This window comes from Sulfitobacter sp. SK012 (assembly GCF_003352085.1).
Lineage (GTDB): Bacteria > Pseudomonadota > Alphaproteobacteria > Rhodobacterales > Rhodobacteraceae > Sulfitobacter.
This window is the reverse complement of the sequence record NZ_CP025804.1, coordinates 4,236,760-4,250,345: the sequence shown is the minus strand read 5'-3', so window position 1 is coordinate 4,250,345 and position 13,586 is coordinate 4,236,760. Positions and strand designations below refer to the sequence as shown.

13 protein-coding genes and 1 tRNA gene are annotated in these 13,586 nt (G+C 52.7%); 6 read left to right on the top strand and 8 right to left on the bottom strand.

All coding sequences use genetic code 11. The annotated features are described in order from the left end of the window. The first annotated feature begins 76 nt into the window (after positions 1-76). Both C1J03_RS20735 and C1J03_RS20730 read left to right on the top strand, forming a co-directional pair. On the top strand, positions 77-952 hold the full coding sequence (locus C1J03_RS20735) for a glycosyltransferase family 2 protein (RefSeq protein ID WP_114888310.1): 876 nt from the start codon (positions 77-79) through the stop codon (positions 950-952). Between the two features lie 77 nt (positions 953-1,029). Continuing rightward, positions 1,030-1,106 (top strand) — tRNA-Met (locus tag C1J03_RS20730). Positions 1,107-1,394: 288 nt separating this feature from the next. On the opposite strand, the gene C1J03_RS20725 is transcribed toward C1J03_RS20730, so the two are convergent. Both C1J03_RS20725 and C1J03_RS20720 read right to left on the bottom strand, forming a co-directional pair. Next, positions 1,395-2,069 (bottom strand): 1-acyl-sn-glycerol-3-phosphate acyltransferase, encoded by a 675-nt coding sequence (locus tag C1J03_RS20725; RefSeq protein WP_114888309.1) that lies wholly within the window; start codon positions 2,067-2,069, stop codon positions 1,395-1,397. Positions 2,070-2,301: 232 nt separating this feature from the next. After that, entirely contained in the window at positions 2,302-2,979 is a 678-nt protein-coding gene (locus tag C1J03_RS20720) for a nitroreductase (protein ID WP_114888308.1), read from the bottom strand. Between the two features lie 389 nt (positions 2,980-3,368). Here C1J03_RS20720 and C1J03_RS20715 point away from each other — a divergent pair, with 389 nt between their 5' ends. Then, positions 3,369-5,231 carry an AMP-binding protein gene (locus C1J03_RS20715; RefSeq protein WP_114888307.1) on the top strand — a complete coding sequence of 621 codons (1,863 nt, stop codon included), beginning with the start codon at positions 3,369-3,371 and terminating at the stop codon, positions 5,229-5,231. A 407-nt stretch (positions 5,232-5,638) separates the two neighbouring features. On the opposite strand, the gene C1J03_RS25485 is transcribed toward C1J03_RS20715, so the two are convergent. Further along, positions 5,639-5,863, bottom strand: coding sequence for a hypothetical protein (locus C1J03_RS25485; RefSeq protein ID WP_162798626.1), 225 nt, complete (start codon positions 5,861-5,863; stop codon positions 5,639-5,641). A 101-nt stretch (positions 5,864-5,964) separates the two neighbouring features. Here C1J03_RS25485 and C1J03_RS20710 point away from each other — a divergent pair, with 101 nt between their 5' ends. Then, positions 5,965-6,858, top strand: a complete 894-nt coding sequence (locus tag C1J03_RS20710; RefSeq protein WP_162798625.1) for a LysR substrate-binding domain-containing protein — start codon at positions 5,965-5,967, stop codon at positions 6,856-6,858. Between the two features lie 515 nt (positions 6,859-7,373). On the opposite strand, the gene C1J03_RS20705 is transcribed toward C1J03_RS20710, so the two are convergent. Then, a complete protein-coding gene (locus C1J03_RS20705) occupies positions 7,374-7,988 on the bottom strand; it encodes a TetR/AcrR family transcriptional regulator (protein WP_114889119.1) in 615 nt (204 codons plus the stop codon). Between the two features lie 112 nt (positions 7,989-8,100). Between C1J03_RS20705 and C1J03_RS20700 the strand changes: the two genes are divergently transcribed. Both C1J03_RS20700 and C1J03_RS20695 read left to right on the top strand, forming a co-directional pair. After that, positions 8,101-8,781, top strand: coding sequence for a PspA/IM30 family protein (locus C1J03_RS20700; RefSeq protein WP_162798624.1), 681 nt, complete (start codon positions 8,101-8,103; stop codon positions 8,779-8,781). Positions 8,782-8,855: 74 nt separating this feature from the next. Continuing rightward, positions 8,856-9,137: a YiaA/YiaB family inner membrane protein gene (locus C1J03_RS20695; protein ID WP_114888304.1), complete on the top strand. Its 282-nt coding sequence runs from the start codon at positions 8,856-8,858 to the stop codon at positions 9,135-9,137. A 197-nt stretch (positions 9,138-9,334) separates the two neighbouring features. On the opposite strand, the gene uxuA is transcribed toward C1J03_RS20695, so the two are convergent. The 4 genes from uxuA to C1J03_RS20675 form a co-directional block, all read right to left on the bottom strand. Beyond that, the gene (uxuA, locus tag C1J03_RS20690; RefSeq protein ID WP_114888303.1) at positions 9,335-10,495 is read right to left on the bottom strand and encodes a mannonate dehydratase; all 1,161 of its coding nucleotides are present in this window, start codon (positions 10,493-10,495) and stop codon (positions 9,335-9,337) included. Positions 10,496-10,523: 28 nt separating this feature from the next. Continuing rightward, positions 10,524-11,834 carry a TRAP transporter large permease gene (locus tag C1J03_RS20685; RefSeq protein WP_114888302.1) on the bottom strand — a complete coding sequence of 437 codons (1,311 nt, stop codon included), beginning with the start codon at positions 11,832-11,834 and terminating at the stop codon, positions 10,524-10,526. Next, positions 11,831-12,325 (bottom strand): TRAP transporter small permease, encoded by a 495-nt coding sequence (locus tag C1J03_RS20680; protein ID WP_114888301.1) that lies wholly within the window; start codon positions 12,323-12,325, stop codon positions 11,831-11,833. Before C1J03_RS20680 ends, C1J03_RS20685 begins: the two co-directional genes overlap by 4 nt. Positions 12,326-12,407: 82 nt before the next feature. Then, positions 12,408-13,424: a TRAP transporter substrate-binding protein gene (locus C1J03_RS20675; RefSeq protein WP_114888300.1), complete on the bottom strand. Its 1,017-nt coding sequence runs from the start codon at positions 13,422-13,424 to the stop codon at positions 12,408-12,410. Positions 13,425-13,586 lie beyond the last annotated feature (162 nt).

Below are 13,586 nucleotides of genomic sequence, written 5' to 3'. Positions count from 1 at the left end.
ATTTACCTACCACCTTCAAACACGCTTCGGCGTGTTTTTTGTTGTTTAAAACTGCGGCTTCGGCCTAGGTAGGCGGATGCAGATTTGCGCAATCACAATGGTTTACCGCGATCACTGGGCTTTGTCGCAGTGGTACCGTCATTTTGGTGCGCAGCTGGGGCACGGGAATCTCTTCATCGTTGCGCATGGTGCAGATCCACGAATCGCGAAACTTTGCCCAAAGGCGAATATCGTGACGATTCCCCGGGGCGACCTCAGCGATTTTGATGCGCAGCGCGGCCGGATGTTGAACCATCTCCAAAACGCACTGTCTGAGGTTTATGATTGGGTCATCCGCACTGATGCTGATGAGTTGATTTGTCTGGACCCCGCACGATTCGCCAGTTTTGAGGATTTGCTGTCAAACCGTCAGGGGGATGCGGTCTTTGCTCTGGGTCTGAACGTGATCGAAAAGGCCGTGGACGAAGATCTGAGCGCGCAAGACAATGTGTTTGCCCTCAGGGACCGCGCGATATTCTCAGGCCACTATAGCAAGGCCTGGGCTGTGCGCGGAGGCATAAGCCTCGATCACCACGGTGTGCGGGTCGATCCCAGTAGAGTCCAAGCTTTTAACTACGATCTGCCCGTAGGCGTCTATATGGCCCACCTCAAGTTCGCCAATACAGCCGCTCTTGCAAACGCAAACACCCACCGCAAACAGATCGCACAGGGCAAGGGCACCAACCTACCAGGCACCGCTTGGAGAAAACCCAAAACCAACGCAAAACTCATGTTCAAAAATGCCGAATTGTTTGTTTTGCAGCCGTGGGATGAAGCCTCATCGTTAGCCTACGAACTGCAGATGCAAACCGTTAAACGAAACCCGAAAACGGGGCTCATTCGTAGCAAGTTCATTGCACCGAAAGCGAAGACAACGCTACCTGATTGGTTTGCGACACTGGGTGAAAAATAAAGGTTCAGAAACTTGATGATAAGTCCGATAATGCACTTGAGGTCACTGACGATTGGTACTAGGTAATCCAAACTTGGCGCGGGATGGAGCAGCCCGGTAGCTCGTCAGGCTCATAACCTGAAGGTCGTAGGTTCAAATCCTACTCCCGCAACCAAAGTACCGCGAAACCGCCGTTGGCCCACAAGCCGCGGCGGTTTCGCTGTTTCTTGCACCAGTCAATGTCAGTATCCCAGTAAGATCGCCCTGTAGGCCACTGGAGCAGCCATCAACCTGTGGAGTAAGCACGATAGTATTGGAACCAGACCCCGCAGGCTTTCAGCAGCTTTGGCCCGGGCATCAGGCGTATTCAGCGCCGTTCCAAGATTCGTGACTTCCTAGCGATAAAGAGCAGTAAGGTGTTGATGGAGGGGAACTGCTTAGTGGGACAACGTCGCTTTGGTCGCTAAGAGTTCAGATGCACTTCGAGCGTTTGGTTGAAAGCGGTGAGATCTGATCCGGGTTCAAGGTCAGTCAGCGGGACTAATGTTAAGCTAACGTGGCGCCGTCCCAATTTTCTTCCGATGAAGCTCCAAAACCCATCGTATTTGGCAGGCTGAAATTTACCCAAGCCGTCCAATCTTAATAACATCACTGGCGTTTCTGGTTCTGCCACTAAGATTTCGTGTACGCCGGACAAAGCCGGATGTACGACTTCTTCCGGTTGCCTTCGAATTTTTCCGGCAGGAAATAGCAAAACCGAATTTCCATTGGTAAGCACTTTGTGGATGACGTCCAATGTGTAAGCCTTACGTTCTTGACGCTTCTCAACAGGCCATGATTTTGGAGAGCTCATAGGGATGGCGGCTGCGACGTACATGGGAAACCATTGTGCCCAGCTGTAGTATTCATCGTAATGCACCGTCGGCCGAATGCGCATTGTCGTATAAAAAACAGCGGCAATAAGCGGGCCATCATGGCGGCTTACGTGGGTTGCCAAGATTAACGTCCCTGGCGCGTCCTGTAGTAGGTGCTTGTTGGAGCAACTGATATTATAGAAAAGACCATAGTAGGTTCTAACCAGAACGAAGAACAAGTGCCGCAACCATCTTCCAATCGTTGCATCAATGAATTTTTTCATAAATATATTTTCTTTGAAAGGCTGTTAACTGCACTTCCCATACACACGACACCAACTCACTGAGAATAACAACAACGAACTATTTCCTTTGAAACCTGAACTAAAGCGGCCGTCACTGACAGCGGCGGCTTTGCCCGCGTATCGGTCATTAGGTCTGGTCGCATTGAATCGGCTGCATCGTCCTCTAGCAGAGGGCGCTTAAGTCAGGCACAACAACCACGCATTGGGCAATTCACTCGGCAAAGCCAAGGAAACGCGAGGTGTTTACGATGGGCCGTCGACGCGAGACAACTGAGTTCGCGACAAATTCTTCGTCCGGCCATCCAAGTGCTACGCAGGTCAGAATGACTTGATCGTCGGGAATTCCCGCCACTTCCCGCACCACCGGGCTTTGCATGATGCCTTGCCCGTTGATAACTGCCCCAAGGCCTTTGCTCCAGGCGGCTAAAACCAAACCATATGTCATCGCGCCGGTGTCAAAATGCGCAATGGTGTTTCCCAGCAGAGCGCGATCAAAGCAGACAACTATCGAAACTGGCGCGTCAAACTGGCGAAATCCGCGCATAACCCAATCCTGTCGGCGTTCTGCATCATGGCGTTCAATCCCCATGGCTTCAAACAACTGAACTGCAATTTCGATCTGCCGGGCGCGGTGTTCGCCTTCATAGGCCGCATAATCCTCAATCTCGCGGCTGGGCGGTGTGCCATTGAGCATCCGTTCGGTGTTGCCATTGCGGACTTGTTCGAGAGGCGCACCCGTAAGTACATGCATGTGCCAAGGTTGGGTGTTCATTGAAGAGGGCGCGCGATTGGCTAGCGAAATGATTTCTTCCAACAGTTCCCGCGAAACAGGTTGGTCAGTAAAGCCGCGAATGGAGCGGCGCTCTTGCATTGCTTGATCGAGGTTCATCAGTTTCCCTTTGTTGATTCAACTCGCGGTCCCGCATCGGGAACGTGATCAAATCTCTTTGGCTTGCCGCAAGTATTTCGCGAGCTCTCGTCCAACGACCTAAGCCTATTTGCAATTAAGATTAAACCGCAGGGGAGCGTTTTCAGATGATTTTGGTGATGTGCTGTCACGGGACGAAGCACGATCAATCAAAGGCAGCCGACAAGGGCGATGCACGGTCATTCCAATAACGGCGCTTCAACTCAAGGCTCCGTTCGCTTCCCAATGCCTCCTCAGGACTGAAGCTTCTCAGAAAGACGTAACGCGTGATAAGGATTGCCACGAACTGACCGCGAGGTCAGGGTGGTTCGAATATTGAATTGGCAGATTTTGAACGGGAAAAACTCTCAATGGCAACATTTAGCGACGACTCAATTCGCAACCACGACGATATTATACGTTTCGAAGCGGAAATGACCCTTGAGCAACGTCTGCCAGAACGAAGCATTCTAGATGTTTTCGAGGGCAGCGCCGCGCGGTTCCCTAATGCCACAGCAATCACGATGTTGATGACCGGAGCCCCAGATGAACAGCCACGTCGTGTGGATTACAGCCAATTGCTGGGAATGATCCGTGGTGCCGCCAATATGTTCTTCGAATTGGGCGGTCCGGCACCAGGCGTTGCCTATATGCTGCCCTCTTTGGTGGAAACCTATGTGACCCTGTGGGGGGCAGAAACCGCCGGCTATGCGGTTCCCATCAATTTTCTTTTGCAACCTGACAGCATCGCTGAGCTGCTCAAGGCATCGGATACAAAAATTCTTGTGGCGCTAGGGCCGCACCCTCAGCTCGATATCTGGGAAAAAGCGCTGCAATTGCGAGAACAGATTCCTGACCTGATCTTAGTTCGCGTGTCTCCTCCCGGAGCTCCGGCCGAAGACGGCGCGATTGATTATGGCACTGCTTTGATGGACCAGGCCCAGGATACACTGATCTTTGGCGAACCGCGTGGCGGTGATGATGTTGCGGCATACTTTCATACTGGTGGAACGACCGGTGTCCCAAAGCTCGTGACACATACACATCGCAGTCAACTCGTGGCCGGGTTCGGCGGTGCAGCCATGTGCGGATACTCGCCCGACGATATTCTCACGGCTACGCTGCCGTTGTTTCACGTTGCGGGCACCATCGTTACAGGACTGAGCGCATTTATGGCAGGCGTGGAGCTCGTCGTTATGTCGCCGGGTGGACTCCGCAACCAGGCTATCGTCGAAGGATTTTGGCGCTTGGTTGCGCAACACAAGGCCACGTTGGTTGGCGGTGTTCCGACAGCGATGGGTGCAGTGTTGCAGGTGCCTGTTGGGGATCATGATATTAGTAACTTGCGCGCTGGCTTGACTGGTGCGGCACTACTACCGCCTGCGGTTGGATCACGTTTCAAACAAGTGACGGGGCGTTATCTGTATGAAATACTTGGAATGACCGAGGCGTCGGGATTGGTCAGCATCGACCCGTTTTCTGGCCCCGGTGGCGTAGGTTCAGTCGGTTGGGCGCTCCCCTATACGCAGGTCGATATTATGCGCCTGAATGCGGATGGAAGCCTGAGGGAACTCTGTGCGAATGACGAGATCGGAGTAATTGCGATCAAGGGAGATCATATATCGCCTGGCTACCGCGACCCCAAACACAATGATGGCGTTTTTGATGCGGGTCGGCTGAATTCTGGCGACCTTGGGTACAAAGACGAACAAGGCCGCATCTACGTTGCCGGTCGCTCCAAAGATCTGATTATCCGGAGTGGACACAACATTGATCCTACCATGATCGAAAATGCAATGAGTACGCACCCAGCGGTCGCGCTTGCTGCAGCCGTCGGCATGCCCGACGCCTATGCCGGAGAACTACCTGTTTGTTTTGTTCAGTTACTTCCAGGTGCAGATGTGAGCGAGGAAGACTTGCGTCAACACGCTCAAAATACCGTTGACGAGCGTCCCGCATGGCCAAAGCGAATACTCGTAGTAGACACCATTCCTCTGACTACAGTCGGGAAGATCTATAAACCAAGTTTGCGATGCGAAGCAGCTAGGCTTCGGGTCGTGGATTTGGTCCAGAATGAATTGGGGCTGTCGCCTGCTGGTGTCGAAGTCTTGGATGGGGGCACCCGTGGCATGCGGGTGACGGTGACACTTTGTGAGGCTGACCGACCCTCGGCTCTTATTGTTGAGAATGTCCTAGCGGCCTACCTGTTTGAAGCTGAAGTGCAAATTCAATAGGCTTCTTTGGGGCGAGGAGCCAAAGGAAGCTCCCCACTTATCTTGATGCAACAGAATGGCAGTTTCAGGTAGAAGGTAGGCCGCGGCTTCTCGTTTGGCGAACGGCAATTTTGTTTGCTTAGCAGACTTTGGATCAATGTGCGGCCAATGACAGGTCTGAACCCAAAACGGTCCGATTGAAATCATAGCCTTCGCTTGCGCAGCAAGCCGCCTGATCCAAGAGCCACGCTGCAACGCAAAACGATGAAATCTTCCATTCGTAGGAAACGCAGAGAAGTTTAGCGTGCCTATCGCTGAGTCGCAGGCTTAGATGCACTCGCTGGTTTTCTTGAGCCCGCCAACACATGAAAAACATCTACAGGCTGGCTAGTGGCAATAATTATCCAGTAACACCTCTTTGCATCCTTTCAACGGATTAGCGGTGCTTTGGCAAATCTAGATAATTCTGTTTTGTGCTCATCAATACGCGCATCCTCGCGCAACCGCGCACTCAAGTGAGTCAAATCAGGCTGTGGTTGAAATAACGGTACGAGAGCTTTCAACACCCAACGATCCCAAGCTGAGTGGCGGACTTTGGTCCCAAGGCCCGGTGTTTCAAGCACCTGACAATCTTGTTGATATGTGTTTTCCATGTCTGTCTCCATTTTCCCCTCGATACAGACTGCATCCGCGCGTCCCCTATGCTCAAACGCTGTTGCTTGACATCAATTGTTCCAAAAAGTCACAAAGGGGGATGCCAAGGTCCCTGCCTCCCCTAAACGCATTGCGTGCCTTCGAGGCAGCCGGTCGACTGGGCAGCTTTACGCAGGCGGCCGAAGAGCTGAATGTATCGCATTCGGCTATCTCTCGTCATGTGCGTGGGCTGGAAAAACGCCTGAATGTGCACCTCTTTCGTACGCAGAACATCGGAGTGGCGCTCACTGATCAGGGTCACCTTTACTTGGCAGAAATCACCCCCGCATTTGACCAGATTGCGCAAGCAACAGAGGCGCTTTCGGTTCCTCCCGAAGGGGTAGTGACGCTGACGACCGAAAGCACCGTTGCCCAAAAGTGGCTGGTGCCTCGGCTCGCCAATCTTAAAAAACGCCATCCTGACATAGACCTGAGAATATCAGTTGCGGCACAGGTCATGGATATTGAGGCTCATGATTTCGATGTGGGGCTGCGTTACTTGCAAGGCGATTCATCCGATGGCTATGATCTATTATTTCCTTCGATTGTTAGGGCTTATGCGGCACCAAGTTTCGTTCCAAGAAATGGCGCGGCTCTTGATCTTGTGGCCCTGGCCAGCGGCCCTCTGATCGAAGAAGCAACCTTCCGGATTTGGCCGGAATGGTTCAAATTGGCCGGCCATGAGGGTGCTGCAGACCTTGATCTACCGCATCCCCTCGGCGCGCTTCTCGCTATCCATTCCGCGGTCGCGGGGCTAGGTGCCGTGCTCATGGATGAATGCCTCTGCGAGCCGGAAGTTCAAGCGGGCACGCTCGTACAGCTCACCAAAATCGGAATCCCATTTGGTGGTTACTATCTTGCAGTCAACGACCGGGCGGGACGCCGCAAAGCCGTTAGCGCTGTTCGCCAATGGCTTCTCGATGAATGCGCTAACTCCGAAGAACAGACAGCTTAAAGGGCGTAGGCGCTGGGTGGACCTCTCGGTGATACGGCTGTCTTTGTCGTTCAGGCGAGAAAGACATTCGGAGCTGGTTACCGCACTAGGTGTCGCCCATTTCGGCTTCTCTCAATCGACTGAACGACGGTTAACAAGGACGCTTTTGCGAAATGTGCGGTTCTCCAATTAGGGGACAGCCAATAAGCATTCTTGTCTATAAAACAATAATGCGCAGGCCGTCCGATAGGTAACGTCAGAGACCGGTTACTCATTTGGGTTGATCAAAATATCGTCTAGGATCTCAATGCGCCGATCGTCATCGCAAGCGAGAAGGCGATGCAAAAGCTGGGCGTGGACTTTACAAAGAAATGCGGTGATAGGCGATGAACTCGCCGCCGCGAGGTGGGTTCTGGGTAGGCACTTCAATTTTCGAAATGGCTAGTCGTCTATAAACGGCCACATACTTCGAATGCATCTGTAAGTCCTATGCTTTGGCCAAGACAGGTCCAGCATGCGGCCCGTCCTGCCAATTATCACTTGTTCGGAACCACCAGATGGATGCCTCTTGTCATGGCCTCGATCAAGGCATGCACTTCTGAGGCCAACAATTCGGCTGGTGTTCCGACAAAACGGCCGTGAAGCGACAGCTGGACCACACCATGGACAGAAGCAAACAGAGTTTGGGCACGAAGCCTTAGCGAATTTGGGTCAAGATCCGGGCGCATCTCGGCGAGGGGGCTTATCAGCTGTGCAACCAGAACGACGTGTTCCGTCTTGTACCAGTCCGGAAACTCGACACCCTCAGGAAGACGGTGAAAAAAGATCGCTGACCATAGGCGGGTATGGTTCAGGGCAAAATCAACGTAGGCCCGCCCAAGTGCCTGCATCTTTTCTGCCGGCGTTGAATCTTCGCAAACAGATTCGCGCAGAGCATCACCCAACCGGGCGAGGGTCCGTGAATTGACGAGGATCACAAGTTGGTCCAGATCCTGTACGGCATTATAAAGAGCCCCCAGCGCACAGCCTGCGTCGGTTGTCACGTCGCGAGCCTTTAATCCTTTTATTCCCTGCGCAGCGACACGCGCTTCCGCAGCATCAATAAGACGCTTGCGAAGATCAGCTCGGTTAGCTTCCCGCTTAGTCTCCATTTTTAGTTCTCCAAAAGAAATTTGAACAATGTTCATATTTGCACTTGAACAATGTTCATGCTCGTCGTACATGTTCAATGTGAACGATGTTCAATTATCAGGAGAAACTACGATGTTCAAACAAATAATGACCTTGGCTCGCGGCCGTATGACCGACAGCTCACTTACAGTGCTTGATGCGAATGCCTTGGCTTTGCTTCGCCAACAGATGCGGGATGCAGCGCAAGGCGTTGGTAAATCCCGCAAAGCGGTTGCAGTTGTAATGGCTTATGCAGAACGCGAAAAATCCACCCTCAAGCGGATTGAGGCTCAAATCTCTGACCTCGAGACCCGCGCTTTGGATGCGCTGGCGAAGGACCGAGAAGAACTCGCTGCTGAAGCTGCAGAAGCAATTGCCCGTCTTGAAGCCGAGCGTGACACGACTCGCCGAGCGATCAAGACTTACGAAACCCAAATAGTTTGCCTGAAATCCAGCTTGGCAGAAAGCGAGGCCTGCCTGCGCGATATGAAGCAAGGTCAACATCTCGCAGAGGCCAACGACAAGGCACATCGTCTGCGCGGTAGTATGCCTTCAGGCACGACCAACGACCTGAAAGACGCCAAATCCACCCTGGAACGCTTGCAAGAGCGCCAAGAGCATGCCGACGCCACCGCGGCTGCTTTGGTCGAGCTGTCGGTTGGAGATAATGCCGAGGATCTGGCCACGCGTTTGGCCGACGAAGGGTGCGGTTCGCCAATGAAACCTGACAGCGCCTCTGTTCTCGAACGGTTGAAGAAGAAGGCCGCAAAATAGCGTCAAATTCATCAACTCAACGTCGATTATTATTCAGTCTAAATTCTACCAAACTTAGTTAAAGGATCAACATCATGAATACCTACATCAACAAATCATCGAATTCCTGGAACCTCTTCACGTATGTCCAGTTCGCGGTAGCGGCCGCTATGATGGCAGGTGGTATTTACTCACTGGAAGCGAGTTTTGCCGCTAAAGGTTTCTACGCCATGGCAGCCATTATGCTGGTCAGCTCGACCGTGACCATTACGAAAGCACTTCGAGATAAAGAGGAAAGCGAGCGCATGCATAACAAACTAGAAGACGCCCAAACCGAACGCCTTCTGGCCGAAGCGAGTTCGACCGAAACAGTTTGATTTGGAAGTGGCCAGAGTTTCAATGCGAGCTCTGGCCTACCCATGGGCGAACAAGGCAGAGTAAGTATCGCTGGTATCAACCTCCCCCGACCAACGATACTTGCGAAACCGCCGATGGCCACAAGCCGCGGCGGTTTCGTTGTTTCTCTCAAGTGCCAATGTCCCAGCAAGACTGCTGCTTCGCCGTCAATTATGATCTACTTGTGTTCAGCGCTCATTGCCGCAATGGCACCTTGTAGCTCTGCAAGGCTCTTGAGACGGCCAATATAGCTATAGCCAGGGTTTGATTTCTGACCTGCCTCGAATTCTAGCAGGTGGCCGTGATCAGGGCGAAAGGGCAGATCGCTTGCTGGGAGTGGCCGGTCCTTGATCAACCGGGTCAATACGTCGAGCATGTCTGTGCTGCCTTCAAGCAGGCCAGATTCAAAAAAGCTACCGTTTACTTCGCGCCGCACATTACGCAGATGAGCAAAATGTATACGATCGGAAAATTCGCTGGCGATGCCCGGCAGATCGTTGTCGGGATGAGCGCCAAGTGATCCGGTACAGAGTGTCAGGCCATTTGTAAGCGTGGTTTGTGCGGCCACCATGAACCTTAGATCGCCTGCTGTTGAGACGCAGCGGGGCAGTCCAAACAGAGGCCGCGGCGGATCATCTGGATGAATCGCAAGCTTAACGCCAAGTGCTTCGGCCTCTGGAACGACGACCTCAAGGAAAGACGCGAGGTTCGCGCGCAAATCATCATGGGAAAGCTGTGAAAAGCGCGCGATGCCGGTGCGCAGGTGATCACGGGTGAAACCTGTGGCGCTGCCAGGAAGTCCGGCGATAATGTTGCTTTCCAACGCTGCCTGCGCCGTTCCATCCATGGTCCCAAATCTGGTTGCAGCCTCAACTAAAGACTGCTCGTCATAACCTAACTCAGCATTTGGGCGCTTTAGGATATGCACGTCAAAGATGATGAAATCGACGATATCGAACCGAAGGGCCTGCCCGCGGCCCGCAACTTCATAACTCAGATCCGTGCGGGTCCAGTCGAGTAGAGGCATGAAGTTGTAACAGATGATCCGTACACCCGCTTCAGCGAGATTGCGCATGGTTCCGATCCAAGCTTCGATCTCTGCCTTAGCGAGGCTGCCTTTCAGCTTGATCTCATCCGACATCCAGATCGACTCGCAAACGTCCCAAGTCAGGCCGCTCTGTTCGATCATGGCCTTGGTCGATGCGATCTCTTCGGCTGGCCAGACCTCTCCCGGCTTGCGGTTGTGCAGGGCAGTGACGATCCCCAAAGCACCCGCCTGTCTGATCTGCGACAAGGAGATTGGATCATCGGGTCCAAACCACCGCCAGACAGGTTTCATTGGGGCCCCATATTCTGCGCAAGCAAGCTCATTTGAAGGTCATCGGCATCAATGTGCGCGGCAGCCAAAGCGCAATTTCTGGGAACAGGATGATCAAAATCAGGATCAACAGCATTGGCGCGAGGATGATACAGACGTCCCTCATAACACTGATCACGTTCATACCTCCAATGGCTGCCGATATCAGCAGACATAACCCGTAAGGCGGCGTCACCAGCCCAAACGCCAGTGAGATAATGCCAATGATCGCAAATGCGATTGGGTGGATGTCTGCTGCTGTTGCGACGGGCAAGAGCACTGTGCCCAAAATAATGATAGTTGGAATGGCGTCGATGAACAGGCCAAAGAACAGGAAGAGGGCGGCAATAATTAGGGAGGTGCCGATCATTCCGAGCTCATGTGCGGTCAAACTATCTACAATCAAACGCGGCACGTTGTAGAACGCCAGCATCCAGCCAAAGGCCGATGCTGTGCCAATCGCAAACAGTGAGATGGATGCGAAACGGCCGGTGTCATAAAAGATGTGCCCCAAGTCCTTGATGGTCACCGTGCGGTAGACAAACACGCCGAGGATCAGCGCATATCCCGCCGCGATGATCGCGCTTTCTGTAGGGGTTACGATGCCCCCGACAATGCCGCCAATGACTAGGATAGGGGTCAGCAAGGCCAAGGCGGCCCCTTTGAAGGCGCTCCAGAATTGGGCAAATGTTGGCTTCAGTGCGATCGGGTAGTCATAGACTTTTGCGTATCCATAAACGGTCGCCATCAATGCCCCGCCAATCAGCAGGCCCGGAATGGCACCAGCCAAGAACAATGCGCCCACTGAAATTTGCATCACGCCACCCCAGACCACCATCAAAATACTGGGCGGAATGATCACGCCCATGACCGACGAACATGCGGTGATCGCGATCGCAAAGCGCGTGTCATACCCTTCTTTGACCATCGCTGGGATCAGGATTTTGCCGCACCCAGCTGCATCCGCTGTCGACGATCCCGAAATGCCAGCAAACAGCATGGAAACGGCAACATTCACGTGGCCCAGTCCGCCGGGCATCCAACCTGTCAAGACGCGCGCCAGATCAATCAGTTTGGTGGTGATTTTTCCTGAATTCATCAGGTTTGCGGCCAACAAGAAGAACGGCACAGCAAGCAATATGAATGAATTGTAGGACTGAAACATCCGGTCCAAGATGATGAAAGGGGTCAACCTGATATCCAGAATGACGATTGGAATTGTCGCGATCCCCAGCGCGAATGCGACGGGAACTCGGATTAGGATTAGGAGTAGAAACCCGCCAACCAGAACGGCGCAGGCAACACCTGTTGTGATGATCATGATACTGCCTCTTTGCTCGTGCGGTAGGCCGCGAATGCTTCATACAGACGGTAGCCGCTGAAAATGGCCCAGATCGTACCAGCAAGCGGGACGGAGATATAAATCCATAGCAAATTTGCACGTAACATCATCGAACTTTGGATGGATCCAACTTTGGCGTATTCGATGCCGTACCAAGCAAACAAGGCGGCAAAAATCAGTATGAATACATATACGACCGATTTCTGAAGCAGCTGCCCCAGCGGGCTCATGGCGTCCGGGGTGATGACAACATCAAAATGTGTGCCGTCCCAGACTGCAACCATGGAGCCAATCATAACCACCCATACGAAGATGAAAGTGGCCAGTTCTTCGGTCCAAAGATAGGTAGGGATAATACCTGTGTAGCGCGATATCACCTGCATGCCGACGGGTATCGCAAGTGATGCCATCAGGCAGCCCAGCAAGATGCGCAGACCACCGCAGAATGTTTCGAGGAATCGCCCTACCATGATGAGTTCGCTTCAATTCTGTGGAGCTTAGGGCTCCAAGTTAAAGAAAAGGGGCACCCAGGAAGGGTGCCCCTAAATCGCATCACATGCCGCGTACGTTCGCAAGCAGGTCGGTCGCATTGATCTCAGCAGCAAAGGTGTCTTGAACTGGGATCACCATCTCAAGCAGCTTCTCGCGGCCTTCAAATTCCTGAACCTGAACTTGACCCGCATCCACCATTTCTTGCAGCTTTAGGCCGTCTTCACGAGACTCCAGCTCACGGCCGAATGCGCCGGCTTCTGATCCCGCTTTCATGACCGCCGCCTGCAAAGCTTCAGGCAGCTTGCGGAAGGTTTTGCCACTCATCACAATGGGACGCACAGTGATTGTGTGCTTGGTCAAAGTGACATGTGGCGCAACTTCATAGAACTTGAGGTTTTGAATGCTTGCAGCTTCGTTTTCAAACCCTGCAATTACGCCGGATTGGATGGCATTATAGACCTCGTTATAGGCAATCGCCGATGGCGCCGCCGTCAGGGCCGAGAAAGTCTGAGCCTGAATGGGGGCACCCATAACCCGCATCTTGTGACCTGCGAGTTCTTCAAGATTGCCAATAGGTGCGCTTGAAACAAGGTTGCGAACACCGCCACCAGTATAACCGATGATCATGATATCTGCGTTTTCAGCCAATTCTGCTTCCAACGGTGCAAAGGCGTCGCTGGACAGAACTGCGTTCCAATGGTCCAAATCACGGAACAGGAAAGGCATATCCATCAGAGGGATCGCAGGCGCGAACTTGGCCATATTTGAAGGTGCCATGATGGTGTAATCAATCGCCACACCCTGCTGCAGGAAATTGACGTAGTCTTTTTCTACACCCAGTTCACCGTTCAGGCGCAGATCAAATTCAACGTCGCCATCATAGTATTCACCAACCAAGTCAGCGAATTTTACCATTGTTTTTGTGAAAGCATGGTTGTCGTCAAACATGCTTGCACCACGCAGTGTGACGTCTTGTGCGTAAGCCGCCGTGAATGAGATCACGCTCATCCCGGTTACCAAAGCGAGGCCCTTTGTAAGGTGAAGCGCCTTTTTTGCTGCCATATTTAGAATTGTCATCTTGTTTCTCCCAGTCATCAATTTCCCGCCCAGTCATGTGTTTGGGCGGGTAGATTCTGTGCAAATCTGCAGAGACCTAAACCTGCCAGTAGCTGCACGTCAAGAAAAATGCGGACTAGTATGGTACTTTGAATTATGCCAGTCTTACCCGATCAGTTGGCA